Origin of the sequence: Acinetobacter sp. Q85-2, from assembly GCF_013420555.1 — a bacterium.
Taxonomy (GTDB): Bacteria; Pseudomonadota; Gammaproteobacteria; order Pseudomonadales; family Moraxellaceae; genus Acinetobacter; species Acinetobacter indicus.
Map to the genome: position 1 here is coordinate 1 of NZ_VOXW01000001.1, position 26,964 is coordinate 26,964.

Annotated in this window: 28 protein-coding genes and 1 rRNA gene; 10 read left to right on the forward strand and 19 right to left on the reverse strand. The window is 46.5% G+C overall.

What is annotated here, in order from left to right:
• Positions 1 to 108: ribosomal RNA gene (gene rrf / locus FTT68_RS00005) — 5S ribosomal RNA — on the forward strand; the annotation flags it as partial.
• A 976-nt stretch (positions 109 to 1,084) separates the two neighbouring features.
• On the opposite strand, the gene FTT68_RS00010 is transcribed toward rrf, so the two are convergent.
• The 5 genes from FTT68_RS00010 to rplM all read right to left on the reverse strand — a co-directional run bounded on the left by FTT68_RS00010 (position 1,085) and on the right by rplM (position 4,002).
• Positions 1,085 to 1,738: a hypothetical protein gene (locus tag FTT68_RS00010; RefSeq protein ID WP_005175723.1), complete on the reverse strand. Its 654-nt coding sequence runs from the start codon at positions 1,736 to 1,738 to the stop codon at positions 1,085 to 1,087.
• A gap of 21 nt (positions 1,739 to 1,759) precedes the next feature.
• Positions 1,760 to 2,188, reverse strand: a complete 429-nt coding sequence (locus FTT68_RS00015) for a ClpXP protease specificity-enhancing factor (RefSeq protein WP_005175725.1) — start codon at positions 2,186 to 2,188, stop codon at positions 1,760 to 1,762.
• Positions 2,189 to 2,197: 9 nt separating this feature from the next.
• Positions 2,198 to 2,851: a glutathione S-transferase N-terminal domain-containing protein gene (locus FTT68_RS00020; protein ID WP_168384832.1), complete on the reverse strand. Its 654-nt coding sequence runs from the start codon at positions 2,849 to 2,851 to the stop codon at positions 2,198 to 2,200.
• A 323-nt stretch (positions 2,852 to 3,174) separates the two neighbouring features.
• On the reverse strand, positions 3,175 to 3,561 hold the full coding sequence (rpsI, locus tag FTT68_RS00025) for a 30S ribosomal protein S9 (protein ID WP_004785251.1): 387 nt from the start codon (positions 3,559 to 3,561) through the stop codon (positions 3,175 to 3,177).
• A gap of 12 nt (positions 3,562 to 3,573) precedes the next feature.
• Complete coding sequence (rplM, locus tag FTT68_RS00030) at positions 3,574 to 4,002, reverse strand: 50S ribosomal protein L13 (RefSeq protein ID WP_004857442.1); 429 nt, start codon at positions 4,000 to 4,002, stop codon at positions 3,574 to 3,576.
• 330 nt (positions 4,003 to 4,332) lie between these two features.
• On the opposite strand from rplM, the gene pdxA reads away from it, so the two are divergent.
• The 3 genes from pdxA to FTT68_RS00045 are packed head-to-tail and all read left to right on the forward strand — an operon-like array spanning position 4,333 to position 6,994.
• Complete coding sequence (pdxA, locus tag FTT68_RS00035; protein ID WP_180006869.1) at positions 4,333 to 5,301, forward strand: 4-hydroxythreonine-4-phosphate dehydrogenase PdxA; 969 nt, start codon at positions 4,333 to 4,335, stop codon at positions 5,299 to 5,301.
• A gap of 30 nt (positions 5,302 to 5,331) precedes the next feature.
• On the forward strand, positions 5,332 to 6,144 hold the full coding sequence (gene rsmA / locus FTT68_RS00040; protein ID WP_180006868.1) for a 16S rRNA (adenine(1518)-N(6)/adenine(1519)-N(6))-dimethyltransferase RsmA: 813 nt from the start codon (positions 5,332 to 5,334) through the stop codon (positions 6,142 to 6,144).
• A 7-nt stretch (positions 6,145 to 6,151) separates the two neighbouring features.
• Complete coding sequence (locus FTT68_RS00045; RefSeq protein ID WP_160243508.1) at positions 6,152 to 6,994, forward strand: symmetrical bis(5'-nucleosyl)-tetraphosphatase; 843 nt, start codon at positions 6,152 to 6,154, stop codon at positions 6,992 to 6,994.
• Between the two features lie 97 nt (positions 6,995 to 7,091).
• Here the strand turns inward: FTT68_RS00045 and FTT68_RS00050 are convergent, their stop codons facing one another.
• From FTT68_RS00050 to hflX, 6 genes are all read right to left on the reverse strand, one after another.
• On the reverse strand, positions 7,092 to 7,541 hold the full coding sequence (locus FTT68_RS00050; protein WP_160243507.1) for a DUF2147 domain-containing protein: 450 nt from the start codon (positions 7,539 to 7,541) through the stop codon (positions 7,092 to 7,094).
• A gap of 144 nt (positions 7,542 to 7,685) precedes the next feature.
• On the reverse strand, positions 7,686 to 8,135 hold the full coding sequence (locus FTT68_RS00055; protein ID WP_016659799.1) for a DUF2147 domain-containing protein: 450 nt from the start codon (positions 8,133 to 8,135) through the stop codon (positions 7,686 to 7,688).
• Positions 8,136 to 8,288: 153 nt separating this feature from the next.
• Positions 8,289 to 8,735, reverse strand: coding sequence for a DUF2147 domain-containing protein (locus FTT68_RS00060; RefSeq protein ID WP_075167922.1), 447 nt, complete (start codon positions 8,733 to 8,735; stop codon positions 8,289 to 8,291).
• A gap of 91 nt (positions 8,736 to 8,826) precedes the next feature.
• On the reverse strand, positions 8,827 to 9,501 hold the full coding sequence (locus FTT68_RS00065; protein ID WP_016659801.1) for an LrgB family protein: 675 nt from the start codon (positions 9,499 to 9,501) through the stop codon (positions 8,827 to 8,829).
• Positions 9,502 to 9,512: 11 nt separating this feature from the next.
• Positions 9,513 to 9,884, reverse strand: coding sequence for a hypothetical protein (locus tag FTT68_RS00070; protein ID WP_045794996.1), 372 nt, complete (start codon positions 9,882 to 9,884; stop codon positions 9,513 to 9,515).
• Positions 9,885 to 9,919: 35 nt separating this feature from the next.
• Entirely contained in the window at positions 9,920 to 11,278 is a 1,359-nt protein-coding gene (gene hflX / locus FTT68_RS00075) for a ribosome rescue GTPase HflX (RefSeq protein ID WP_034597358.1), read from the reverse strand.
• Between the two features lie 367 nt (positions 11,279 to 11,645).
• Here hflX and FTT68_RS00080 point away from each other — a divergent pair, with 367 nt between their 5' ends.
• Positions 11,646 to 12,461 carry a 1-acyl-sn-glycerol-3-phosphate acyltransferase gene (locus FTT68_RS00080; RefSeq protein WP_034597361.1) on the forward strand — a complete coding sequence of 272 codons (816 nt, stop codon included), beginning with the start codon at positions 11,646 to 11,648 and terminating at the stop codon, positions 12,459 to 12,461.
• A gap of 21 nt (positions 12,462 to 12,482) precedes the next feature.
• On the opposite strand, the gene FTT68_RS00085 is transcribed toward FTT68_RS00080, so the two are convergent.
• Positions 12,483 to 14,063 carry a phospholipase D family protein gene (locus tag FTT68_RS00085; RefSeq protein WP_168382188.1) on the reverse strand — a complete coding sequence of 527 codons (1,581 nt, stop codon included), beginning with the start codon at positions 14,061 to 14,063 and terminating at the stop codon, positions 12,483 to 12,485.
• 161 nt (positions 14,064 to 14,224) lie between these two features.
• Here FTT68_RS00085 and FTT68_RS00090 point away from each other — a divergent pair, with 161 nt between their 5' ends.
• A complete protein-coding gene (locus FTT68_RS00090) occupies positions 14,225 to 15,235 on the forward strand; it encodes a metallophosphoesterase (RefSeq protein ID WP_104470660.1) in 1,011 nt (336 codons plus the stop codon).
• 17 nt (positions 15,236 to 15,252) lie between these two features.
• Here the strand turns inward: FTT68_RS00090 and FTT68_RS00095 are convergent, their stop codons facing one another.
• From FTT68_RS00095 to FTT68_RS00105, 3 genes are all read right to left on the reverse strand, one after another.
• Positions 15,253 to 15,657 (reverse strand): hypothetical protein, encoded by a 405-nt coding sequence (locus FTT68_RS00095; protein WP_005175774.1) that lies wholly within the window; start codon positions 15,655 to 15,657, stop codon positions 15,253 to 15,255.
• Positions 15,658 to 15,797: 140 nt separating this feature from the next.
• On the reverse strand, positions 15,798 to 17,117 hold the full coding sequence (locus FTT68_RS00100; RefSeq protein ID WP_075167916.1) for an MFS transporter: 1,320 nt from the start codon (positions 17,115 to 17,117) through the stop codon (positions 15,798 to 15,800).
• A 141-nt stretch (positions 17,118 to 17,258) separates the two neighbouring features.
• Complete coding sequence (locus FTT68_RS00105; RefSeq protein WP_160241586.1) at positions 17,259 to 17,900, reverse strand: hemolysin III family protein; 642 nt, start codon at positions 17,898 to 17,900, stop codon at positions 17,259 to 17,261.
• Positions 17,901 to 18,007: 107 nt separating this feature from the next.
• Here FTT68_RS00105 and FTT68_RS00110 point away from each other — a divergent pair, with 107 nt between their 5' ends.
• From FTT68_RS00110 to FTT68_RS00120, 3 genes are read left to right on the forward strand one after another with little or no spacing between them, the layout of a single operon-like run.
• The gene (locus FTT68_RS00110; RefSeq protein ID WP_180057400.1) at positions 18,008 to 19,228 is read left to right on the forward strand and encodes an SAM-dependent methyltransferase; all 1,221 of its coding nucleotides are present in this window, start codon (positions 18,008 to 18,010) and stop codon (positions 19,226 to 19,228) included.
• Positions 19,229 to 19,251: 23 nt separating this feature from the next.
• Complete coding sequence (locus FTT68_RS00115) at positions 19,252 to 19,680, forward strand: GNAT family N-acetyltransferase (protein ID WP_180057403.1); 429 nt, start codon at positions 19,252 to 19,254, stop codon at positions 19,678 to 19,680.
• Between the two features lie 5 nt (positions 19,681 to 19,685).
• On the forward strand, positions 19,686 to 20,402 hold the full coding sequence (locus FTT68_RS00120) for an endonuclease/exonuclease/phosphatase family protein (RefSeq protein ID WP_180057406.1): 717 nt from the start codon (positions 19,686 to 19,688) through the stop codon (positions 20,400 to 20,402).
• 37 nt (positions 20,403 to 20,439) lie between these two features.
• Here the strand turns inward: FTT68_RS00120 and FTT68_RS00125 are convergent, their stop codons facing one another.
• The 4 genes from FTT68_RS00125 to FTT68_RS00140 form a co-directional block, all read right to left on the reverse strand.
• Positions 20,440 to 20,772: a hypothetical protein gene (locus FTT68_RS00125; RefSeq protein WP_016659810.1), complete on the reverse strand. Its 333-nt coding sequence runs from the start codon at positions 20,770 to 20,772 to the stop codon at positions 20,440 to 20,442.
• A 176-nt stretch (positions 20,773 to 20,948) separates the two neighbouring features.
• Positions 20,949 to 23,081 (reverse strand): 3-hydroxyacyl-CoA dehydrogenase NAD-binding domain-containing protein, encoded by a 2,133-nt coding sequence (locus FTT68_RS00130; protein ID WP_180006864.1) that lies wholly within the window; start codon positions 23,079 to 23,081, stop codon positions 20,949 to 20,951.
• Between the two features lie 11 nt (positions 23,082 to 23,092).
• Positions 23,093 to 24,298, reverse strand: a complete 1,206-nt coding sequence (locus FTT68_RS00135; protein WP_180006863.1) for an acetyl-CoA C-acetyltransferase — start codon at positions 24,296 to 24,298, stop codon at positions 23,093 to 23,095.
• Positions 24,299 to 24,479: 181 nt separating this feature from the next.
• Positions 24,480 to 25,490 (reverse strand): AraC family transcriptional regulator, encoded by a 1,011-nt coding sequence (locus tag FTT68_RS00140; protein ID WP_034597576.1) that lies wholly within the window; start codon positions 25,488 to 25,490, stop codon positions 24,480 to 24,482.
• 217 nt (positions 25,491 to 25,707) lie between these two features.
• Between FTT68_RS00140 and FTT68_RS00145 the strand changes: the two genes are divergently transcribed.
• Positions 25,708 to 26,826, forward strand: coding sequence for a CaiB/BaiF CoA-transferase family protein (locus FTT68_RS00145; RefSeq protein ID WP_180006862.1), 1,119 nt, complete (start codon positions 25,708 to 25,710; stop codon positions 26,824 to 26,826).
• Positions 26,827 to 26,964 lie beyond the last annotated feature (138 nt).

The window sequence follows — 26,964 nt, forward strand, 5'->3', positions numbered from 1 at the left end:
ACAATAGCAAGAGTGAACCACCTGATCCCTTCCCGAACTCAGAAGTGAAACCTCTTAGCGCTGATGGTAGTGTGGGGTTACCCATGTGAGAGTAAGTCATCGCCAGCTCATTAATTCAAAATCCCCCGAGCTTAAACAGCAGGGGGATTTTTTTATGCTTTTAATAAAGTTATAGTACTTCAATATAAATAAAATTATTAAAAAATAATCCATGTATAGAAAATTTTATCCCAGCTATTTGCTGTTAAATCTCTGTATTTCAGTTATTTTTTTGGCTATTGGTATGTATCCTGATCATGTGTTATTGAACTACTGGATGGTGGTAATACATTGGATTCTCGGAATTGTGCTGATGCATATATTGATTATCCGTTTACCGGTTTTTAATCGCTTTTATATTAATCGAAAAAAATTATATTATTCTATTGTACAAACCCCAATATATAAGCATGCAGAGTATAAGGCAGCACCCGTAATGTCTGGATTAGTGGTCTTTGGCTTGGTGTGTACCGTGTTATATGTATTCAACATGACAGAGTTTTATGTTGAGTATGCGTTTATTGCAGGTTTATCTGCAGGGAGTATGAGTTTTTAGTATGCTCCCTAAACCATCTCTAAGGCTCATTGAACTGCCGTAGCAGCATGCTTTAATACGTCCTTTAAGTCTTCTTCAAAGGGGAGATAGGGGGTAAGTAAGAATCTCATCTCAAGATCATACCTTCACCATCTAGCAAGTTGAACGGTATTTATTTTCGTAGTGGGTGTAATGGTAGAGTTGCTGTAGAAAATAAAGAATAGATAAAAAGAAAACCCATCATCCTGACGGGGTTTCTTCGTATTTCGTGCTTTAGGTATAACTCCTGTCGTACCTCACGATCCTGGTGTACAAACTTATTATTGTTGTTTTCCGTTTGGGAAACATCCTGTTTCCTGATGAATTTAGAATACGAAAATTCTGTGTGTACGCCTAGCCTCAATTATCTTCATTCAATGTAAGCCAAAACGTACAAGGAGACTGAACTATTTATTGGAAAATTTCAGCCATAAAAAACCGCCTATGTCAGGCGGTTTGGAATCAGACTGCTTAAGCAAACATTTGGCTTGCTGCGCAATATAGAATCCATAGAATCGCAATTGCTACGACAGGTTCCAAAACTTTGGCCCAGCCTGGAACAGTCGGTTCTGCTGCTACTGTGCTTTCTACCGGCGCATGATCGGCTTGTTGATGTAACATTTGATTAAACTCCTTCATCGTATCATCTAATGATAGCTCTTCTTGGGGAAGGGGTTTAGAGCCCTTTAACTCTGTTAGCTCGTTTGTTGACCAAACCCAATCATCTGCCTGACCTGACAGATGTTCAATTTGACCCTGTAGTAGCTCTTTTAAGCCATTGCTGCCGAAGTTACCGGTTTCATCTAACTGTTTTAATTCGGTCAGTTGCAGGCTTAAAATTTCACTAATACCGTGTTCGAGTTCAGGTTTAGGCAGTTCAGACTGGTTGTGTACCGAAGTGGTCAGATGACGGGACACTTCCTGAATATACAGCGGATCGAGGGTCTTGATTTCCTGATAGAGCTTATTGTCATCTTCGCGCCACAGACGAATCAGTTTGCCTAGAGTTAGCGCATTGAGTTCCTGGATATATGCATTGCGGCTATCAGCATCGTACTGCTGCAAAAGCTGAGGCTTTTGAATTTTAACCTGATCGCTAAAGTATTGTACTAAATCAAAAGCCATGCATTTACTCCTATTTCTTTTTTAATCTAATAATCTTAGGCTTGGTTTTTTCTTTGGTGTTTCAGTTTGTTCCTCTGTGCTTGATTTTAAAGCATTTGGATCATTTTGGATATGTTCATATTCACTTGGATCAAAGAATAAACCCTGGCCATTTTCACGGGCATAAATTCCCAAAACTGCAGCAATGGGTACATAAATATCGCGTGCTACGCCACCAAAGCGCGCTGAGAAGCTGATCGCATCATTGGAGATGTGCAAGCCATGGACTGCATGTGGCACGATATTTAACACAATCTGGCCATCCTGAATAAACTGCTCTGGCACCATGGTGTTCGGTTGGGTAGCATCGACCAGAATATGTGGTGTAAGCTGGTTGTCGCAAATCCATTCATAAATGGCACGCACCAGATAGGGACGGGTTGGGCTTAAGTTGAGTTCCTGTTCAGACATATCTACTCTCTACTTATTTATTAAAAATTCGCTATAGCGGTTTTTTTCCTGCACGGTTAAGGATTTTACAAATGCAGGGCGACTAAAAATTCGCTGGCAATATAAATGAATCGGGCGGCAATGCTGTTTTGGCAGTTCAATGCCCATGGCTTTCAAGCGCAGGAAAATTGGGGCCAACATACAATCCAGGATGCCAAAGTTTTCCGCCATAAAATAAGGGAAATGCTGAAATAATGGTGTGAGTGAGACCAGTGTATCACGAAGCTGCTTTTGTGCCTTGGCCTGTGCTGCGCTATTCAGGGTATCTTCATGGCAAAGCAGGATATCGGCCAGCTTTAGCCAGTCCTGCTCAAAACGCCAGATGTATTGGCGCTGCTCTGCACGGGGTGCTGGTGCATCGGCATAGAGCCTGTTTTGCCGGTAGCGGTCATCGATATATTCGGAAATAATTGGGGCATGGAACAGTTTTAAATCTTGCTCTACCAGCATGGGTAGGCGATTATAAGGATTCAGGCTGGCTAAATCTTCATCTTCATGGTCGACCAGGACCAGATGATATTTAATATTCTTCTCAGCCAGTACCAGGCGAATCCAGTGCGAGCGGAAATCGTCTGCATGACTGTATAGTGTAATTCCCTGTAGCGGTGTATTTTCCAAGGACATAAATCAGTAAGCAGCAAAATGAATCAGTTAGGATACTAAAATTCAACCTAAAAAGCACGAAGCGAAAAAGGATGAATCGGGTGAAAATGGGTTAGATTATAAAAAAATAACAGGAGCGGCGCAGTATGATGATAAAACTTGTGTTTCTGATGTTCTGCTTAGGAATTGGGGTAGTGAACTATTATTTCAGCAAGGCCTTCTGGCTGCATGAGGGCAGTTGGGGTAAAGATGTACCTGAACAATAAATTCCTTTATCTTTAAAATAACAGCCAATAAAAAAGCCTTGGATAAACCAAGGCTTTTTGTCCAACTCGGTAAACGAATTAACGTTTAGAGAATTGAGGACGTTTACGTGCTTTACGTAAACCAAGTTTCTTACGTTCAACTTCACGAGCGTCACGAGTAACGAAACCAGCTTGACGAAGAGCAGGTTTTAAAGTCTCGTCAGAAGCGATTAATGCACGAGTAATACCGTGACGGATCGCGCCTGCTTGACCACCGATACCACCACCAGCAACAGTGATGTAAAGGTCATATTTTTCAGTTGCTTCAAGAAGCTCTAAAGGTTGACGAACAACCATACGAGCAGTTTCACGACCGAAATATTGCTCTAATGAACGGTTGTTGATCACGAGTTTACCAGTACCAGCAGATAAGAAAACACGTGCAGTTGCGGTCTTACGGCGACCTGTACCATAGTTAGTAGCCATGTGCTGTATCCCTTAGATATCCAAAACTTGTGGCTGTTGAGCAGTATGAGGATGCTCGCTACCAGCGTACACTTTCATTTTCTTGATCATTGCATAACCAAGAGGACCTTTTGGCAACATGCCTTTCACAGCGCGTTGGAAGATTTCTTCAGGTTTGTGAGCAACTAACTTTTCAAAGTTAGTTTCTTTTAAACCGCCTGGGAATTCAGTGTGGCGATAGTATTTTTTGTCAAGTGACTTGTTACCAGTTACTTGAACTTGTTCAGCGTTGATAACAACGATGTAGTCACCAGTGTCAACGTGAGGAGTATAAGAAGTCTTATGCTTACCGCGTAAACGACGAGCGATTTCAGTCGCAAGACGACCTAAAGTTTTGCCAGAAGCATCAACAACGTACCAGTCGTGTTGAACTTCAGCTGGCTTAGCGCTGAGAGTTTTCATTAAACCACTACCTATTATAGTTGGTTTGGACGGTGAATCAGTCCAAACAAAAAGGAGACGAGATTCTAAACGAAATTGTCGAGAACCACAATGAAAATATAAAATTTCAAGCGCTGTATTTTAATCAAAATCCTGAGAAAAGAAAAGACTTGCCAAGAACATCCATCTGCCGTGCCTAGTACTGATCAACTTTCAGCTAAATATCCGCCTTCAAAAGCAGTTTAGATTGCCCCAAAACCGGCCAATCTGCCCGAATCTTCAGCAGAATTCACGGCCGCTGCGGTCAAAGTCTGCTTATAATGGGAGATGCCTTATTGTTTAGGATCAATCATGCTGCCTTTATATGTGACCAGTGGTGAACCTGCCGGCATTGGCCCGGATATTTGTCTGCATCTTGCTGACCGTGTAGATGAGCGTCCCGTTGTGGTTCTGGCCGATCTGGCCATGCTGGCCCAGCGTGCGCAAGTGTTGAAGATGCCGGTAGAACTGATTGAATACAGCGGGCAAACTGCTTCTTCAGAAAAAGGGCAGCTCTATGTCGAGCATGTGCCTTTACAGCAAGCTGTGGTGATGGGCGAGCTGAATCCGCAAAATGCCGCTTATGTGTTGGAACAGCTACGTCGTTCGGCCGATTATGCCATGTCAGGCAAAAGTGTCGGGGTAGCGACTGCGCCGGTACAGAAGTCAGTCATCAATGACGCTGGTATAGCCTTTAGTGGCCATACCGAATATTACCAGGAGTTTGCGGGCGTGCCGCGCGTGGTGATGATGCTGGCCACCAAAACCCTAAGAGTGGCCCTGGCCACTACGCATTTACCGCTGCGTGCAGTGGCTGATGCGATTACCGCTGAACGTCTGCATCAGGTGATTGATATTCTCATCCACGATTTAAAATCCAAATTTAAAATTGAGCAGCCGAATATTCTGGTCTGTGGTTTAAATCCGCATGCCGGTGAGGGCGGTTATTTGGGCATGGAAGAAATTGAGGTGATTAATCCGGTGCTGGAAAGCTATCGCGCGCAGGGCATCCAGATAAGTTTAAGCCTGCCGGCTGATACCTTATTTACTCCGGAAAACCTAAAAGATGCCGATGCGGTTCTGGCGATGTATCACGATCAGGGCTTACCTGTGCTAAAATCGCAAGGCTTTGGTGAAGCCATCAATATTACTTTGGGCTTGCCGTTTATTCGCACTTCAGTTGATCATGGCACAGCACTCTCCCTCGCAGGCAGCGGTCTTGCGAAAAGCTCAAGCCTGAATGTGGCTGTTGATTTGGCGCTGGATTTAGCGCGTCACTGATCTTGTCTTTATTACACGTTGGAAATCTTTATGTATCAGATTAATGCCTTAAACCCGAAAGATGAAGGGCACCACACGCGCAAGCGTTTTGGTCAAAACTTTTTACATGACCAACGTGTGATTGCGAAAATTGTACGCTCGGTCAATCCGCGTCCGGGCGATAATATTGTTGAAATTGGCCCGGGTCTGGCGGCCTTAACTTCACCATTAATTGGTGAATGTGATGCCTTGACCGTGGTGGAACTGGACCGTGATCTGGCTGCCGGTTTGCCGGGGCGTGTGCCACATCCGGAACGTTTAACCATTATTGAAACCGATGCGCTGAAATATGATTTTAGCAATCTGTTTGAAGATGACCGTCCACTCCGTGTGGTGGGTAACCTGCCGTATAACATTTCGACCCCACTGTTGTTCCATCTCCTGGAATTTGGTGACAAAGTCAAAGACATGCACTTCATGCTGCAAAAAGAAGTGGTCGACCGGATTACTGCTGAGCCAAATACCAAAGAATACGGCCGTTTGTCGGTGATGATTCAGTATTACTGCAAACCAACTTTCCTGTTTGAAGTGCCACCGGGCTCTTTTAACCCACCACCAAAAGTGACTTCTGCGGTGTTTCGTTTAGAGCCGTATGAGGTGAAACCGATTGTGGCAAAAAATGAAAAGGCTTTATCGCGTCTGGTTTCGCATGTGTTTACCCAGCGTCGTAAAACCTTGCGCAATAGCTTAAAAGGCATGCTGGCAGAAGATGGTTTTGAAAAAGCCGGTGTCGATCCGATGGCACGTCCGGAAACCCTGACCCTGGCCGAATTTGTGGCTTTGGCAGATCAAATGGTGGTGTAAAACAACGATGGCACGTTATAACTATGTGATTGGCGATGTACAGGGCTGTTTTGAAGCCCTGAAAGCCTTGCTCAAGGAAATCCGCTTTGATCCGGATCAGGACTTTATCTGGTTTGCCGGTGATCTGGTGGCACGTGGTGAAAACTCGCTTGGCGTATTGCGCTTTGTGAAAAAGCTGGCTGATCGTGGTGTTGCGACCACAGTGCTGGGCAATCATGACCTGACTTTGCTGGCTGGTGCACGTGGCCTGAAAGAGATTAAAGACAAAGACCAGACCCGCGATGTGATTGATGCCATTGACAGCGATGAATTGATTGACTGGTTACGCAAGCAGCCGTTATGTGTCTGTCCGAATGAATCGACCATCATTACCCATGCCGGTATTCCGCATTTGTGGAGTGCGGAAAAAACTCAGGCGCTGGCCAAAGAAGTTGAAGCGGTGATTCAGCATGACGATTTTGCGGTGATGGATCATTTTCTGGCCGAGATGTTTGGCAAAGAGCCAGCCCTCTGGTCAGATGATTTGCAAGGCAATGAACGCTTACGCTGTATCGTCAACTATTTAACCCGCATGCGCCTGACCGATGCAGAAGGACGCCTGGAGTTCAGTTTTAAAGACAGTCTGGATGATCCGATGCCGGCCGGGTTTAAACCGTGGTTTGAATATGCTTCGGCTGCGGCTGAAACGCATAAGATTATTTTTGGGCACTGGGCCGCGCTGCAAGGCAAAACCATTTCCGCCCAGATTCAGAATGTTGATGGAGGCTGTGTCTGGGGGCATCAACTGGTGGCTTACCGTCTGGAAGATGACACGATTTTTCAGGTTGATAACCCGCTGGCTGATTTCTAACTACAATCGCCATAAAAAAGCCACATTATGATGTGGCTTTTTTTGTCTGTACTGATTGGTCTTTGTCTGTACTGATTGGTCTTTGTCGATGTGCAGCTTAGTCGATACGAATCCAGGTCTGATTGCGTCCCAGCGCAGACACCCCAAGATTGGCTCTTAAAGTCAGGCGTCTTTTACTGCTGTTTAAACGGATTTTGGCATTATAGATTTTGCCAGCCAGCGGATCGATAACACGTCCGTGGTTATAGGTGCCGGTGCCTGCAACATGCTTAAGGCCTTGCAGGATTTTCATCCCTAAAATGGGCTGGTTGGTAAACGGTGCAGGGCAGTTCTGGCAGAGTTCGCGTGCCTGATAGCCGGGACGAGGTGTGACTTTCACAATAGTGCCGCTATAACTTTTATCGGCTTCCTGGCGAATCTGGATAATGGCTTTGGCCGCACCGGTTTTATCATCAATCTGCTGCCAGGTACCAGACAGATCATCGGCCCAGACATTGCTGCTCAAGAGCGTTCCGGTCGCCATTGTCAGCAATAATTTCTTCAACATAATTAACCCTGTTGCATCCCCTTGTTTTTAGAGGCTGCTATATTAGGTTAATTACTCCAGGAGTCAATAAAAGCCTTACCAGAACTGGGATTAGCGCAAAAACAAAGCCACAAATGTGGCTTCGTTAACAGATTAAAAACGGACTTATTCCATACGAATCCAGGTCTGGCTACGGCCAAGTGCCGATACGCCGATATAGCCGCGCAGGGTCAGACGCTTGCCAGTTGAATTCATCCGGATTCTGGCGTTATAGATTTTTCCTGCCAGCGGATCGATAACCCGGCCTTTTTCATAATTGTTGGTGCCTTCAACATGCTTCAGGCCTTTTAAGATTTCCATGCCCAGAATTGGCTGGTTGGTATACGGCGCAGGGCAGTTATTACAGGTTTCACGTGGCGTATAGCCCGGACGCGGAGTCACTTTAATGATTTTACCGGTATAGGTATTGTTGGCTTCTTTGCGTATTTCAATAATTGCTTTGGCAGAGCCGGTTTTATCATCAATTTGTTGCCAAACACCACTTAGGTCATTGGCGAATGCTGCAGTTGAGAATAACAGGCTAGTGAATGCGGTGAGTAAAATATTCTTTTTCATTTCAATTCCTTTACCGGGTACAACTTTTATTTTTTATCCCTGTTTTCAGGTATAAGACCTGCGGCGCAGAGAGTCAACCCTTATTTTTATAAATTTCTATTTTTCAACGTATTAGTAGAACATGCCACCTCCTGTGGCATGTTCGAATGTAGCTTAGTCTGCTTTAATCCAGGTTTGGCTACGGCCAAGCGCAGATACGCCGACATAACCTCTGAGGGTTAGACGTTTACCGTTGCTGCTCAGTTTGGCTTTGGTGCTGTAAATATTGCCAGACAGCGGATCAATAATCTTGCCGCCGCTATAGTTGAGTTTGCCTTTATACGCCAGTCCTTTTAGTACATCCATGCCTAAAATTGGCTGATTGGTATAGGGTGCAGGGCAGTCCACACAGGTGGTTTTCGGGGTATACCCCGGACGTGGTGTAATTTTGACAATTTTAGCGGTATAGGTGCCATTGGCTTCTTGACGAATCTCTAAAATGGCTTTGGATGAACCGGTTTTATCATCAATATTGCGCCAGGTACCGGAGAGATCTTCCGCGAAAATGCCGGCACTGAATGTGGCTGCCAGAAGTGCCACTGTATATTTAAATTTCCCCATGTTTCTATCCCTTTAATACACTTCAAAAAATTCAATTTTCATCTTAAGAATATTTTTTCATCAACACAAGATGTAAATATTGATTCTTGAGTCACATTTTTTGAATAAAGAGTATAAATGTTGGCAGCCAGACTGCGGTAAACACGGCATTCACCGCCATTCCAAATGCAGCATAACGTCCGGCCACACTACCGCGTTGCCAGGCTTGCGCTGTGCCAATTGCATGCGCAGCAAGGCCTAAGGCCAGTCCTGAGGCGCGCTCATCATTAATATGACGCAGCAGCAGCGGCGAGAAAGCGGCACCAATCACCCCAGATAAAATCACAATCAGAATGGCCAGACTGACCGGTGCTTCCAGTAGGGTGGCAATATTAATGGCAATTGGTGTGGTCACGGCACGGGTGGCAAATGCCATGATGTCATCGCCGGCCATATGTAAGAGATAGGCCAGTCCCATTGGCAAGGCTACGGCACTGATGCTGGCAAACAGCAAAATGCCCAGAATGGCTTTGAGCGGCAGATCATCATAGCGCATGGCCGCCAGCGGAATCGCCAGTGCCACGGTCACATAACCCAGCAGATGGTTAAATAGCGGATTGACCTGTGCCATATAATCTTCATAGGGAATGCCAAATACATACAGCAGTAGCACAATAAAAATCATGCCAAAGACAATGACCGGAATTTGCGGCAGTTTCTGGTTACAGGGTTTGGCAAGCAGATAGGCCACCAGGGTGATTAAAAAGCCATAAACAATTGCGAGCATGTTTTAATCTCCTAGAGCCAGCGTTTGGCCATTTTGGCATACAGCCATAACGGCAGTAGGGTGCTGAGAAACAGCACCACTAGAAAAGCCGGAATTTTATTGCCCATATGGGTCAGCATCAGCAGTGAGCCGGCACTAATCGGTAAAAAGGCAAACGCACTTTCTTTCATAATTTTATTGTTGGTATCGACAATCCGGGCTGGAATTTTATGCAGTCGGCGCCACAGGAAAAGCACCACCAGCAGGCTGAGTAAACCCATCAGGTTGCCCAGTTCAGGATGGTTGAAATAGGTCGCAATCCAGACGGCTGTTTCACGAAATACAATAATTAAGAGCAGTGTGCCAATCCAAGCTGGCCAGTCGATACGTTTAAGCCTGTTCATTTTTTATCAGTCGGTCATATTTTACTGTTCAAGTTTTAACTGATCTCATCATCAATTTCAAATTCTTCTAAAGGCCGTTTAAATTGCTGAGCCTTGGCACCCAGAATTTCGTCCAGCGGCAAGTGCGCCTGACGGATCATCTGTTCCAGTTTGGCCGGGGCCATATTTACGCGCAGATTCAGTTGTCCCTGCTCATCATAGTGCTCGGACTGGATTACATTCAGTTCATAAAACTGGTTGCGTAATTTGCCATAGGCCGGTTTTAACACCACATCAAAACTTTGAATCTGGCCCATCAGACATTCATGCACGGCCTGACGTAACAGCTCCAGTCCCTGACCGGAATGCGCAGAAATATAAACCCGCTCCGGCTGATGTGGCTTGGCATAGACAATTTTGGCTTGCTCGCCGGTGCAGTCGATTTTGTTATAAACCCTGAGCACCGGAACATCTGCGCCAATTTCTTTCAGGACGCGCTCAACTGCTTCAATCTGTTCCAGCATGTCCGGACTGCTGGAATCAATCACATGCAGCAACAAGGTCGCTTCCAGAGTTTCTTCCAGCGTGGCCTTAAATGATTCCACCAGCGAGTGCGAGAGATTACGGACAAAACCCACGGTATCGGCCAGCACCAGCGTACCAATCCCATCCCATTCCAGCCGGCGTAAGGTCGGGTCGAGCGTAGCAAAGAGCTGATCGGCGGCGTAGACATCGCTATTGGCCAGAATATTAAACAGCGTCGATTTGCCGGCATTGGTATAGCCAACCAGTGATACGGTAGGAACGGCGGCTTTTTGACGGGCCACACGACCCTGCATACGGGTCTGGCGGACTTTATCCAGTTTGGCTTTCAGCTGGCCCATACGAATTCTTAACAGGCGGCGGTCGGTTTCCAGCAAGGTTTCACCCGGACCACGTAAACCAATCCCGCCTTTTTGACTGTCCAGATTGCCGCGGCTACGAATCAGGCGTGAGGAGAGGTGATGCAATTGTGCCAGCTCGACCTGCAATTTCCCTTCATAGGTCCGGGCGCGCTGGGCGAAAATATCCAGAATCAGCTCGGTCCGGTCGACCACACGGCATTTCATGATTTTTTCAAGATTACGTGCCTGTGCCGGCGTCAACGCATGATCGAAAATCACCAGTTCAGCCTCGAGTTCTGCAACCAGCGCAGCAATTTCGTCCGCTTTACCAGAACCGATAAATAACTTGGCATCGGGTTTAATCCGCTGGGCAAACACATGCTGCAAAACTTCAGCGCCTGCAGACTTTGCAAGCAGATGAAATTCTTCTGCATCAAGGTCTTCCAAAATCTGCACGCTGACGCTCACGAGCACAACGCGTTCACCGCCTTGATGTTGCTGGTAATCTGGCACCTGGGCATTTCTCCTCATGAAAATTCTATTCTAGAGCAAAAAGCGCCAGCTGCGTGAACTAGATGAAGATGATTACAGCAGCATGACAAAAAGCAGGCGAATCCTCACAATCCCCAGTTTGGAGGCTGTATCATCATTTCGTGAGATAGAGGAATGGGCAGTTTGATCGTTGCCTCTGATCCATCAGGATGATCATTACATCAAGGGATTTGCTGTGGATTTATCCATTGCAGCAAGACTGTAGAAGAATTGGCATAGCGCATTTCAATTGAGCGATCTGGACAGTTTTTCGATGCTTATGATCAATGTCTGGTCAATTGCTTCAAGATAGAATACAGTTCTCTGAACAATTCTTGCTGTGATTTTCGCAATTCACGATTATGCTATGTCTCAAGTTTCTTTATCTTCATCCGCTTCAATGAATAGTTTGTCCAAATTTTTTCTCTATTCTAAAAAAATCACTGCCGGTCTGGCAGCGGTGAGCGAAGGCTTTTATCTGGTGTATCGTCACAGCTTGTATAAGCAGCCGAATAATCCGCAGAATACCCGTTATGTGCAGCATTTTTGCCGTCAGTTGTGCAAGGTGTTCAATATTGAAGTCGAAGTGCATGGAGAAATTCCCACCCAGCCGGCCTTATGGGTCAGCAACCATGTGTCGTGGCTGGATGTGCCGGTGCTCGGTTCAGGTGCGCGGGTATTTTTTCTGGCCAAAGCTGAAATTGAGCAATGGCCGGTGTTTGGAAAGTTGGCCAAAGGTGGCGGGACCTTATTTATTAAACGCGGTTCGGGCGATTCAATTAAAATCCGCGACCAGATTACCCAGTTTTTAAAACAGGATGTGCCGGTACTGTTTTTCCCGGAGGCCACGACTTCGGATGGGACTAAAATTAAAAAAGTACATGGCCGTTTATTGGGCGCGGCAATTGAAGCGCAGCGTCCGGTGCAAATCTGCCTGATCTGTTATATCAACCAGCAGGGCGAGCTGGATACCGTAGCGCCGTTTATCAATGAAATGACCTTTATTGAGCATGTTAAAAATGTGCTGGAGATGCCGAAAGTCACCGCACATTTAATGGCTTTAAATCCGATTTCGGTAGAAGGGCATACGGTGGAAAGCCTGACCTCGCTGGTTCAAAACAAGATGATTGAGGGCTTGGAGCAGCTGCATCAAAAAGTCCTGATTCAGCAGGCCAGTGCTTAAGCTTTAACCTGTGTAGCAGGCTTACATAAAGCCTTCAATTGGCAGCCAGGAAATGATTTTCATGGCTGCTTTTTCATACCATTTCATTTTCGGTTCTTTAACAAATACGCGTTCTTCGCCTTTGCTGTTCACGACGCGCCAGTTAATGTTGTTTTGTGCATCCAGCACCAGACGGTAGGCATATTTGGATAAATTGGCATCCATGGTCTGATGCACCGATTTCGCCAGCGTCGGACTGTTGAGCAATACCCCAATTTCACTGTTTAAATAGGCTGAGCGCGGATCAAAATTAAAAGAGCCAATAAAGACCTGTTTTTCATCCAGTGCCATCAGTTTGGCATGCAGGCTGGAACGGCTCAGGCCTTTTAAGCTGACTTTGGCTTTTTTCGACAGTTCTTCGGTATTGCTGTTCAGATGCTCGGCCTCGGGTGCATATAAAAACTCATACAGCTCGACATCATTTTCCAGTAAGTCCTGACGGTATTTGGCATAAAACGCGTGTACCAGCGGAACGTCATTGGCCTTATAGGAATTGGTCAGTACCCGCACCTGTACGCCGTCATTGGCCAGCTGTTTTAAGCGGTCAGCCCCGGATTCTTCCGGCACAAAATAGGCCGAAATAATATCCACACTTTCAGTCGGTTTTTCCAGATGACTGAGCAGCTGGAAATTCAGTAATTCTTCTTTGGGTGCGCGGTCTTTAATCTTGCTTGGCGAGTCTTTCACCACTTCTGCTTTGACCCAGTCAAACTGGATTTTGTGGTTAAACCACTGTTCAATGGCTTGGGAGCGTGTGGCTAAATCAAGATAATTTTGTACCGCCACTTCTGCAGAATGGTCTTCGAGCTGCTGTTTCAGGCTTTCATAACGCAGATGATGCTGCTGTGGATTGACCAGCTGCTTGACCGAATAGGCATAATCATCATTCCAGTATTCATCAAAGGAGTGAATGATTTCATCGGAGGCAGAACCGACCAGCATCACATCGACATCGGAAAACTGATAGCTGTCGCTGACGTTATAATACTGGTTACTCATATTGCGCCCGCCAATCAGGGCAATCTGGTTATCGGCAATAAAGCTTTTATTGTGCATGCGCCGGTTGATACGTTTTAAATCTAGCACCATGTCCATGGCGCGGTATTTACGGAAGCGGTACGGATTGTATAGCTTGACGTCGATATTGCTGTGCTGGTCCAGCGCCAGATAAATACCTTCCATTTTCTTGGCATTGTTATCATCGACCAGCAAGCGCACTTTCACGCCGCGATCAGCTGCGCGAATAATTGAATGTAGTGCCAGCGCCCCGATTTTGTCGTTGTCCCAGATATAATATTGCAGGTCTAGGGTTTCTTCTGCCTTATCAATTAAATACAAGCGTGCTGACAGGGCTTCCAGCGGATCGTACAGCACCCGATAACCGGTCAGCTGCGGATTTTTTTCACGCAGCGGCAATACAATCTGGGCCAGATGGGTATGCTCGGTTGGCGTTTCAAAAGCCATTTGAACCGGATGTTCAATCTGTTTGGGCAGGGTTGAACAGCCACTGACTCCCAACACTAAACTGCAACTCAACAGCATGGCCGCGGTAGAAGAAGACATAGAACTTCTCGCGTATGTATTTGATTGCAAATTAAATTTGTCAGGATGTATCATATTGTCTAAAACAAGTCCAAAATTTGGTTTGAGTATAATTGCCAGCTGTGAAAAGATAAATATAAGAACGGACGAATTTAGTCGCCGGGGGAGAGTCGGGCATAACTATGTGGGATAGCCAATCAATTATACTGTATTTCTATATCGGCTTGGCCATACTGGCAGTTTGGGCCGTGTCACAGGCGTGGCGCAGTCAGGCCAATACAGAAACGATTCATCCCTTTAAAGCCTTTGTGCATCTGCTGGCCTTTTATCTATCCTATTTATTAATTCCGCTGTTCTTCTTTAGTATTTATGCCGGCTGGATTGGCTATTACTCCTTGCATGAAGCCATTTTTATCGGGCTGGTCAGTGGTGTGCTGGTCTATGCGCGTTTTATTGAACCGCATCTGATTTTGGTGAAAACCACCCGCTATCAGATGCTGCCCGATCAGCCGCTACAACGCCCAGTCCGAATTGCCCTGATTGCCGACCTGCATATAGGTCTATTTTCCGGGCATGAACGCCAGCTCAAGCAGATTGTCGCCAAGATTAACCAGGAAGAACCGGAAATGGTGCTGGTGGCAGGTGACTGGACCTATGAGCCGGAAAATAAACTGGCCGATGAGCTGGCAATACTAAAAGAGATTAAAGCGCCAATTTATTCTGTGACCGGCAATCATGATGAACAGTATCCTGGTCCGCCGATTCAGGAACTGCTCAAACATGCGCTTGAGGTTAATCATGTGATTGATATTGAAGGGCAGATTGTCGAGTTTGACGAGTTCCGCCTGATTGGGATTGGCGATTTATGGTCCGGCCGTACCGATATGCGCTATATGCCAGATTTACCGCAAGACAAGCCGTGGCTGATTTTGTCGCATAACCCTGATACGGTCGATATGGTGCCGAAATTGCCAACTCATCCCTTAATGCTGTCGGGACATACCCATGGCGGTCAGGTGGAATTGCCGTGGCTGACCGATTATGTGATGAAACGCGTATCTATTGTTGGTCATAAAAAAGGCCTGTACCGGCATGAACATGCCGATGTGTTTGTCACTGTTGGTACCGGAATGGTGGGTGTGCCATTTCGTTTCCGGGTACCACCGACCATTGATATTATTGAACTCTGCTAATGCCAAAGGGGGGCATTTTAAAAGACCCACCACAGCAAGGCGATCAGAATCACGACGCCAATCAAGACCAATACCCCGATATTCAGGCGGTGATTGTTCCGGTTTAAATCTTCAATGCCATTTGCCGCTGTTTCGACCGGGGCTTGTGCTTCGGTATGTAGCTGCGGGCGCGGTGGATCTTCAGTATCAAAATAAGGTGTGCTGATGTCGTCTATCGGTTTGGGGGCACATTCACCCTTGGAGGCATCCATGGCCAGACCGTGCTGGCGAATCAGTTCATCAATCAGCTGCTGGGCTTCTGCTTCAGTCAAATGACTGTCTGTTCTGAGGTACTGCACCGCTTCATGGCGTTTGCCATCATCCAGCAACAAAATAACTTTCACCAGTTGTTCTTCCCGAAGGGTTTCAATCAGACGATCCATACAATGACCTGCTGGTGGGGGATAAGCTTTTATTGTTTCTAAACTTGGCCAGATGCAATAGTGTGTTTGTGTATGATTTTGCATCACAGATAAAAAAACCAGCGTTATCTACACTGGTTTTTTTCAGTCAGATGAACATTTTAAATCTGGCTGTTGACATCATCATGCTTGGTTTCACGAATCGCCAAGAAGGCCAGAAGTGACAAGATAGATGCAGCTGTCAGGTAATAACCCACGGCAGCCAGACCATATTCGGTCGCCAGTTTGGTGGCAATCAGCGGTGCAAAAGAGGCACCGAAAATACCGGCCAGGTTAAAGGTCAGCGCAGACCCGGTATAACGTACCGAAGTCGGGAAAATCTCTGACAGAACGGTCCCAATTGGACCATAGGTCAGTCCCATAATCGCCAGACCAATACACAGGAACAGGAACACCACCAAGGTATTACCGGATTCCAGCATACTGGCAAAAACCAGACCAAAGAGCGCCGATACAACACACACACCAATAGACGTGGCTTTACGGCCAAATTTTTCTGCCAAAATCGCTGAGAGTGGAATAAACGCTGCAAAGCACAGGGTAGCAATCAGCTGTAATTCCAGGAAGTCGGCGCGGCTATAACCGAGCTGGGTGGTGCCCCAGTTGAGCGCGAATACCGTGGTCAGATAGAACACCACGAACGTACAGATCGCGGCAATGGTGCCTAAAATCAGCATGCCCCAATGTTTGGTCATGACTTCTTTAAACGGTACATTCACTTCTTTCTGTTTGTTTAAAACATTCTGGAAAGCCGGTGTCTCATGCAGTTTTAAACGAATCCACAGACCAACAATCACCAGTAAAGCACTGGAAATAAAGGGAATACGCCAGCCCCAGCTCATGAATGCTTCTTCGCTCATGAACGCGCCTAACAACAGGAAGGAACCGGTGGCCAGAATAAAACCAATTGGAGCCCCCAGTTGCGGGAACATGCCGTACCAAGCACGTTTGCCTTCCGGTGCATTTTCGGTGGCCAGTAAAACCGCACCTGACCATTCACCGCCCAAGCCCAGCCCCTGACCTAAACGGCACAGGGCCAGCAGTAACGGTGCGGCAATGCCGATTTGTGCATAGGTGGGTAACAGGCCAATGGCTACAGTGGAAATCCCCATGGTCAGCAGCGCAGCGACCAGGGTGGCTTTACGCCCAATACGGTCACCGAGGTGACCAAACAGTGCCGCGCCAATCGGGCGGGCAATAAAGGCAATGGCAAAGGTGGCCAGAGACTGAATGGTGGCGGTCATTGGATCGGTACTGGTCGGGAAGAACAGGTACGGGAAAATAATGACCGCAGCAGTCGCATAAATATAAAAATCGAAGAATTCGATGGTAGTGCCTACCAGACTCGCGGTGAGGACACGAAATTTTGAGTTCGTTGGTGCTGCTTCTTCATTGATTGCAGCAGAAGTTGATGACGCCATGAATGACCTTACACTTATTAAAAATAAAAAATTAGTTTTACAAGCGTAATCTTTTTAAAAAAGGCGTAATTTCTTAAAAAAACAACGGCAATCGTTTCGATTCAACGCGCTCAGGGTCACTGAAATGGAGAATCAAAACAATTAAATCACGTACAGATAGATAGACAGAAAATGTGATCCTGCCCCGATCAATACAAAAATATGCCAGATAGCGTGTGTGTATCTTACCCGTTTTAACGCATAAAACAATGCACCAATCGTATAAGAAATTCCACCAATCAATAAAAAAGTTAGCGCAGGTGGACTTAAAAAGCGTTGCATATCATCAATCACCAGAAGTGCTAACCAGCCCATCACCAGATAGGCAATCAGTGAAATTTTCTGAAACCGGTTGATGAAAACCAGCTTAAATACAGTGCCAATCAGGGCAATAATCCACAGTGCAATTAACAGATATTGCGCTTTGGCAGTAGGAATGGCGATAGACAGAAAAGGGGTATAGGTGCCAGCAATTAAATAATAGATGGCGGTGTGATCGAGCTTTTTATACCAGCCGCGGCGCTGCGGACTGTCGGCATAATGGTACAGACTGGACGCCGAAAACAATAGGAACATACTCAGCGCATAGACCCACAGCCCGATCCAGGGTCCGATAGTTAAATAACTGCCTTTAATCACTAAAAAAATACCGGCCACCAGCGCCAAAGCTGCGCCTATGGCATGGCTGATGAAGTTCATTCGTTCTTCAACCGGATCGTAGTCGGGTGCCAAGGGTGCATTCATAAGCGTGGGATCGTTATAATTAAAATATACGAATGTATAGTAATTCAATTTTGCATTTCGCGTAAGACGCTTTACACTTTAGCTGCAATTCATTTCAGATTTTACTCATGTCTCAATTGGCGACTTCTCCCAATCCGGAACAACAATTTCTAGATGCGTTTCAGCAAGCCATTGAAACACAGCGTTTTGAGCGTTTAATTCTGAGTCAGTACAAAGGTGAACTTGAACAGCTGGAAAAAATGACCTTCCGGGTCATTTCTTTGCAAAATGAAGCTGTACTGAACTGTGTGTACCGATATAAAACCCAGGATGTCACCAAAAACTATCCGCTCACTGAGGCAGTGGCTCAGGTCAGCGCACTGCTAGGCTGCTGCAAACAGGCCAATTTATTGACCTTAGATGAAGACCTGCAGCTGAAAAAGAACAAGAAAAAAGCCATGCTGATGGTGAACAAGAAAAAAGCTGAGACTGCACCGGCAAGTGTCGCGCAAGGTCATGACCGCAGCAAACAGCGTTATGTCGAACAGGACAGCCCATTTTTGCAGCATTTAAGCATTACCGATCAGCATGGCCAGATCATTCCGAGCATGGCGCGAAAATGGAAACAGATTAATAAATTTGTGGAAATTTTCTCCGGGGCGGTGGAGCAACTCAACACTCAAGATCAGCCCTTGCATATTGTCGATTTTGGTTCTGGCAAAGGCTATTTAACTTTTGCCCTGTATGACTATCTGGCCAAGCATCAGCAGACGCCGTATGTGACCGGTGTGGAACTGAATCCGAAAATGGTCGCGTTCTGCCAGCAGGTGGCGCAAGATTCCGGCTTTCAGCAACTGGACTTTTTCCAGGGCGATGTCCGTACCTATGCACCGGAACAGCTCGATGTGATGATTGCCTTGCATGCCTGTGATGTCGCCACCGACTTTGCCATTCACACCGGCATTCGCCTGAATGCACAAATGATTATGTGTGCGCCGTGTTGTCATAAAGAGTTACGTCCGCAGTTACAGGCACCCAAAGTGCTGCAACCGATGCTACAATTTGGCATTCATGCAGGACAACAAGCAGAAATGTTGACCGATACCATTCGTGCGTTATTGCTCAAAGCTTATGGTTATGACACCAAAGTTTTTGAGTTTGTCTCTTTGGAACATACCAGTAAGAACAAAATGATTTTGGCAACCAAACGCCAAAATTGGAGTGAACCTGATCAAGCAATTTTGGCACAAATTCGTGATTTAAAAACCATGTACGGTATTCAAAGACATTCTTTGGAGTTGTTGTTGAACGATCAATGGGATCAACAGGGCATTGGTTCGAAGTGCTAAGCAAGATGGATCAGGATAAAAAGATGCAAAATTATGAAATTCAATCGGGCACTTGGGGACAGTTTGCGACAGAGGCCAAATCTATTCGTGAGCAAGTCTTTATTCAGGAACAGCAGATTGCCCCTGAAGATGAATGGGATGCACAGGATGCAGTTGCCTTGCATTTTGTGGTTTATATAGCAAAGCAGGCGATTGCAACAGCACGCTTATTGGAAAATCACAGTATTGGGCGGGTCGCGGTACTGAAGTCACAGCGTGGTTTAGGTGTGGGACGTGTTCTAATGCAGCATATTATTCAGATGGCAAAGCAGCAGCAACGTCCGTGGGTCAAGTTGTCTGCGCAGGAACACGCGATTCCGTTTTATCAAAGCTTGGGTTTTCAGGTGGAGGGTGAATCGTATTTAGATTGTGGTATTGCGCATGTAGACATGCATTTAGTGTTTGAAAGTTGAATACAATGAAGATTGTGACATGGAATTGTAATGGTGCTTTTAGAAATAAAATTGAGCCTATTCTTCAATTTGATGCCGATATTTATATTATTCAGGAATGTGAGCATACGGAACAGGCAAAGAAAATTTATCGACAATATTTTTCTAATTTTGTTTGGAAAGGAAATAATAAGAATAAAGGCATAGGTGTTTTTACAAAAGATGCTTTATCACTAGAAGTATTAGATTGGCAAGACAACAAACTAGAACTATTTTTACCTATTCAAGTTAATCAATCCTTTACGCTCCTTGCTGTATGGGCAAAACATGCAAACTTTCCAACTTTTGCATATATTGGTCAAATTTGGAAATATTTACAGTTACATCAACTAAAAATGCAAAATATTCCGCTCATTATTGGTGGAGATTTTAACAGCAACTCACAGTGGGATGTTTGGGATCGGTGGTGGAATCACTCCGATGTCATACGTATATTTAATGATCTAAAAATAAAGAGTCTTTACCATCACATTTCTAATGAGAAACAAGGGCAGGAAAGTCAAGCAACATTCTTTTTACAGCGAAATTTAGCGAAGGCATATCATATTGATTATATGTTTGCTTCTGAGCAATTTTGGAAAATAGATCAAGCTAGCATGCAGGTGGGAGATCAAACACCTTGGCTAAGTTTGAGTGATCATTTACCACTATATTTTGATCTAGCACCCAAGTTTGAAAAATAGACCCTAAGAGTAGAGTCTATTTTCAAATGGTATTTAATTAGTGCCCATGTGCAGGTGCTTGCTCATGGCTTTCATCCATGGCAGCGTGTTCCGCTTCGGTCATCTGATGCTGTTCTGCGCTGGCAGCCGCACGAGCTTCACGCGCTTCGCGGTCAGCCTGAGCTTTGGCCAAAGCCTCTTCAGACATGGCAGGCGCATTTTTAAATGCATGTTGCTGGGTGTTGTGTTTATTCTGCTGGCTTGGCATATAGTCCGGTTCATTGCTCACGGCAAGATAGAACAGGCCAAGAAATAACGCACCTAAAACCGAGAAAATAATAAGTGCTTTCCAACCCCAAGGAGATTTTTCTGGAGATGAGTGGTCGGTCATAACAAACTGCCCAATTGGATAAAAAGAAAACTGAATCTGTTGAAACTTTATAACATAATTATTTCAAAGTCCAAGCCAAGAAAATGCTTTCCTTGCGCCGAGGCGCGGCTCAATACTGTCGCCAGAACAGACAAGAGGCCCTAAAGGCCTCTTGAATGCTACCCAGATGGATGGGTTTAAATTTGTTCGCCTTGCGCGACTTTATCTTTCAATAACTGCGGTGGGGCAAAACGCTCACCATAGCGTTGTTCCAGAGCTTGTGCTCGGTTTAACGCATCTTTTAGTCCATATTGATTCAGGAACTGCAGGGCACCACCTGTCCACGGGGCAAAACCAATCCCGAAAATCGAGCCGACGTTACCATCTACCACCGATTCCAGCACGCCTTCTTCCAGACAGCGCAAAGTATCCAGCGATTGGACAAACAGGAAGCGGTCAATCAGTTCCTGCTCATCGACAGTCTGCTCTTTTTTCCAGTAACTGAGGCCTTCCCAGAGCGATTTTTTGCCACCTTCAGGATAGTCATAGAACCCGGCGCCGGCTGCTTTACCTTTACGGTTAAACTGATGGATCATGGTTTCAATGACTTCATCTGCACCTGAGCGTGGGCGTTCTTTGCCTTCCGCCTGCAAGGCTTTGCGGGTTTCTGCCGCGACATGCTCGGATAAGGTCAGCGAGACTTCATCCTGAATCGCCAGCGGTCCAACAGGCATCCCGGCTTTGAGCGCGGCCATTTCAATTTTGGCCGGATGGATGCCCTCTGCCAGCATACGCAGACCTTCCTGCACAAAGGTACCAAACACACGGCTGGTAAAGAAACCACGACTGTCATTGACCACAATAGGCGTCTTGCCAATCTGCTGGACAAAGTCATAGGCCTTGGCCACGGTTTCACGATTGGTGTTCTGGCCTTTAATAATTTCAACCAGTTGCATCTTATCGACCGGACTAAAGAAATGCAGGCCAATAAAACGGCTTTGATCTTTCGCAGCTTGTGCCAGACCGCTAATGGGCAGGGTCGAAGTATTAGAGGCCATCACGCCATCGGCAGCCAGATAGCTTTCGGCTTCCTGGGTCACCTGTGCTTTTAATTGCTGATTTTCAAACACCGCTTCAATGATCAGGTCGCAGCTAGCCAGATCTGCCGCTGAGGCCGTTGGGGTAATGCGTGCCAGAATCTGGTCGTGTTTTTCCGCAGTCATCCGCCCTTGAGCAACTTTTTTATCCAGCAGTTTCTGGCTGTAGGCTTTGCCTTTTTCTGCATTTTCTATAGCAACATCTTTCAGGATAACCGCAATACCTTTAATGGCTGCAGCATAGGCAATTCCGGCACCCATCATTCCGGCACCTAAAATACCGACTTTTTTCGCCTGCCACTGCGGAATATCCTGTGGGCGGCTGGCACCGGATTTAATGGCATTCAGGCCATGCCAGAAGGTGCCAATCATATTTTTAGAGACCTGACCGGTCGCCAGATAGGTAAAATAACGTGATTCAATGGTCAGTGCGGTATCGACATCAACCTGTGCACCTTCGACCGCAGCCGACATAATTGCTTCCGGTGCTGGATAACAGCCTTTGGTCTTGTCACGTAAAATCGCCGGAGCAATCGCCAGCATCTGCGCCACGGCTGGATGTTTCGGATCACCACCCGGAATTTTATAGCCTTTTACATCAAACGGTTGTTGTGATTTCGTATGTGTTTGAATCCAGTCGATGGCTTTTTGCAGCATTTCATCTGCTGAGTCGGCCGTGTCATGGATCAAGCCCAAAGACAGAGCTTTTTCTACCCCAAACTGTTTGCCTTCGATTAAAAATGGAAAAGCGGTTTGCAGGCCGAGCAGACGTACCATTCGCACGATGCCGCCGCCACCTGGTAGCAGGCCCAAAGTCACTTCCGGTAAACCGAATCTGGTTTTGGGGTCATTCAAGGCAATGCGGTGATGGCAGCCCAGCGCCAGTTCCCAGCCACCGCCAAGAGCTGTGCCATTTAAGGCAGCCACCACCGGAATACCACGCGTTTCGATATAACGCAGCTGGGCTTTCATGCCTTCCACCATCTGGAAAAAATCGCTGGCCTGTTCCGGTTGAGCCTGAATCAGTTCATCGAGATCACCGCCGGCAAAGAAGGTTTTTTTGGCCGAACGGAAGATAATTCCGGCAATCTGTTCATCGGCTTTGAGTTTTTCCACGGTTTCCGCCAAAGCGGCACGGAAATCTGCATTCATGGTGTTGGTGGACTGGTTTGGCGAGTCTAGCGTTAAGATTACAATATTGTCGGCGTTTTTTTCGAATTGAATAGCGCTCATGCGGCTCCTCCTTAAACCAGTTCAATAATGGTGGCAATACCCATACCGCCACCGACACATAAGGTGGCCAGACCACGTTTTTTGCCCTGACGTTCCAGCTCATCCAGCAGGGTGCCTAAAATCATGGCACCGGTGGCCCCGAGTGGATGACCCATGGCAATTGCACCGCCGTTGACATTGACTTTGGCCGGATCGACCTGCATCTCGTTAATAAACCGCATCACCACCGCCGCAAAAGCTTCATTGACTTCAAACAGGTCAATGTCCTCAATGCTTAAGCCAGCTTTGGCCAGAGCTTTACGGGCTGCCGGTGCAGGACCGGTGAGCATGATGGTCGGGTCAGCACCAACCAGTGCCGTGGCCAGCACTTTGGCGCGCGGTTTTAAACCCTGTTCCTGTACGGCTTTTTTCGAGGCCAATAACACCAGCGCGGCACCATCGACAATACCGGAGGAGTTACCGGCATGATGCACATGCTGAATTTTCTCGACTTCAGGATATTTTTGCAGGGCGATGGCATCAAAACCCATCTGTCCCATCATTTCAAAACTTGGATTGAGTTTGGCCAGGCCTTCCGCGGTGGTATTCGGCTTAATAAATTCATCTTTGGCTAGAATTACAACACCGGCTTTGTCCTTGACCGGCACAATTGAACGCTCAAAATGACCATTGGCCTGCGCAGCCGCGGCTTTCTTTTGTGACTGCTCGGCAAAGGCATCGACATCGGCACGGCTATAGCCATCAATGCTGGCAATTAAATCGGCACCAATGCCTTGCGGGACAAATTTCGAGGCCATGTTGGTTTCCGGGTCCAGCGCCCACGGGCCGCCATCTGAACCCATTGGTACGCGGGACATTGACTCCACTCCACCGGCGACGACCAGATCTTCCCAGCCAGAGCGGACTTTTTGCGCGGCCAAGTTCACGGCTTCTAGACCTGAGGCACAGAAACGGTTGATCTGCACACCTGCCACATCATTGTTCCAGCCGGCAGCAATCGCTGCTGTTTTGGCAATATCGGCACCCTGATCACCGACCGGTGTGACGCAGCCCAGCACAATATCATCGACCTGTGAAGTATCCAGCTGATGGCGCTGTTCTAATTCACGCAACAGGGTGGTGACCAGACTGATTGGTTTCACTTCATAGAGTGAACCATCTTTTTTTCCTTTTCCGCGTGGTGTGCGAATGGCATCAATAATATAAGCCTCGCTCATGTGCTATCCCTTTGATGAGTTTTAAATTGTTATGCTTTTTGAGTGTAATGATTAATTGATGAAGTGCAATGACGAGAACGGGCGAGGTCAGATGATGCTTTTCGCCAATAAAAAAAGCCCTCACTTGGCGGTGAGGGCGGAGAGGAAGATCAAACCTGAAAAGACGTTGTCTAAAAAATGTTTAGTGATAACCGTGTAGCTGGCGATATAGCCCTGGTGTCACTCCAGTCCATTTTTTAAAGGCACGGTGGAAGGTACTGGTTTCACTAAAGCCGACCTGTTGCGCTACATCTTCTAGCGTCAGTTCCGGATTCAGCAACAGGTGAATCGCGGCATCACGACGTAAGGCATCTTTGACGCCCTGATAGCTTTTACCTTCGGCTGCCAGACGGCGGCGCAGGGTTTGCGGCGACAGATACAGCATTGAGGCAACATCATTCAAGGTTGGCATTTCTTCGCCAATCTGGCTCTTCAGGACATCACGAATTCGTGAAGTTAAAGAGTTGGTATTTTTGAATTTCACTAATAACTGTGCCGGTGCCGCTTTCAGGAATTCTTCCAGGGTTTCTTCATTCTGGCGAATTGGCAAGTCCAGATAGTCGGCCGCAAAGGTAATTTCGGTACGCGGCATATCAAACTGCATCACTGGGGCGAAGAACAGCGCATCATATTCATCGGCATGGGCAGGGCGCTCATAACCAAAGTGGACACGTTCCAGCGGCAGACGGCGTTCAATTAACCACGATGCCAGACCATGCCAGATCATCAGCATACTTTCAGTAATAAAGTGGTCCGGGTCCATGCTCTTAGGAATTAACGGCACCAGACGGGCTTCGTGTTTGTCACGTTCCAGCGTCACCGACCATTCATCGCCAAACAGTTTATAGAACTGGGAGGACAGTTCTAAGGCATCACCCAAGGTTTTGGCATGGATGATCAGCTGGCACATGATGGCAAAAGTACCTAAGCGGCGGCCTTGAACATCAAAGCCGATGTGCTCGTCCTGAGTCACCATCCACAGCATTTTAATAAAACGGGTATATTGTTCTGGCGAGATTCGCGCTTTGGGCTGGCGTAACAGCTCGGCCTCAATACCCACGTGTGATAATAAGGTCTCGACGTCCATGCCAAGGCGTTTGACACCGGTTAGAGCCGCATTTACGAAGTGGATACTGATGGTATCGCGGCTCATATTAAAGCCTTCTGACTCTTTGTCTTTGGTAATCACGTATGTTTGACCTAAATGACATTAAAAATAAAGTTTTTGGCAATTTACTTGAGTTGTTTTGCCATTTTTACATATTAAATTGCCGAAATGATCAAGGTAAATGGCTGAACATGACATTGTGTTTATGCTTTTATATTTCTAAGATGATGAAAAAATCAACACAAATAGAGTAAAAACTCCAATGTCATACGCTTTAAACGGACTCAAAGTTTTAGATTTTTCCACCTTGTTACCCGGACCATTTGCCACGCTTTATCTGGCCGATTTAGGCGCAGAAGTGGTGCATATTGAATCACCGAACCGTCCAGATCTGGTCCGGCTATTTCCGCCCTATGCCAATGGCCAGGCGACTTCGCACAGTTACCTGAACCGCAATAAACAGTCGGTGACGCTGGATTTAAAAGACCCGGACAGCATTGCACAAATTAAAGCCAAAATTAAAGATTACGATATTGTGGTTGAGCAGTTTCGCCCTGGGGTAATGCAGCGTTTGGGGCTGGATTATGCCACATTGGCAGAAATTCATCCCGGACTGATTTATTGTTCCATTACCGGCTATGGACAAAGCGGTCCTTATCAGGCCAAGGCTGGACATGATATCAATTATTTAGCGCTTTCCGGTATTGCCGGGCATAGTGGCCGGGCACAGTCCGGGCCACCGCCAATGGGCATTCAGATTGCTGATGTTGCAGGTGGCTCACTACATGCGCTGGTCGGTATATTGGCCGCCGTCATTGAACGGCAAAGCAGCGGACAGGGACAATATATTGATATTTCCATGACTGACTGTGTGGCGACCTTAAACAATATGGCTGCGGCAGCCAGCCTGGCCGGACAGGAGCCGCAGCGTCCGGAAGCCGGCCATTTAAATGGCGCGATTTTCTATGATTACTATCGTACCTCAGATGGCCGCTATCTTTCGATCGGTGGTTTGGAGCCACAATTTATGCAAGGTCTGGCCGCGGTCCTGGAGTTGCCACTAATTGTGGAAAAAGGAAGTTCTTTTGATTCAGACGACCGGCAGGCGGTGAAACAGGCCATTGGCAATAAAATTCAATCCAAAAGCTGGGTAGAATGGCAGCAAATATTTGCCGAGCAGGATGTTTGTGTCGAACCGGTGCTGTATTTAGAAGAAGCACTGCATTCACCACTGGCCCAGCAACGCGAATGGGTGGTTCAAGTGCCACTGGAACAGGACAGCCCAGACACTGAAGCGCAGTTGGCCTGCCCGATTAAATTCTCGCGCTCCAAAGCTCGTTATGATTTCCGTGGCCAAGGTTTGGGGCAGGGGAACTGGTAACGCGCCGGTCTATAAAAGAGGTTTATCAGCCAATATAAGATGTTTATCCAGACCCAAAAGTGAGGATAAACATCTTATGAAAAAAAATGCTAAATAACGCAAAAAATAATGAAAGATCCAGAAAATAATAATGAATGG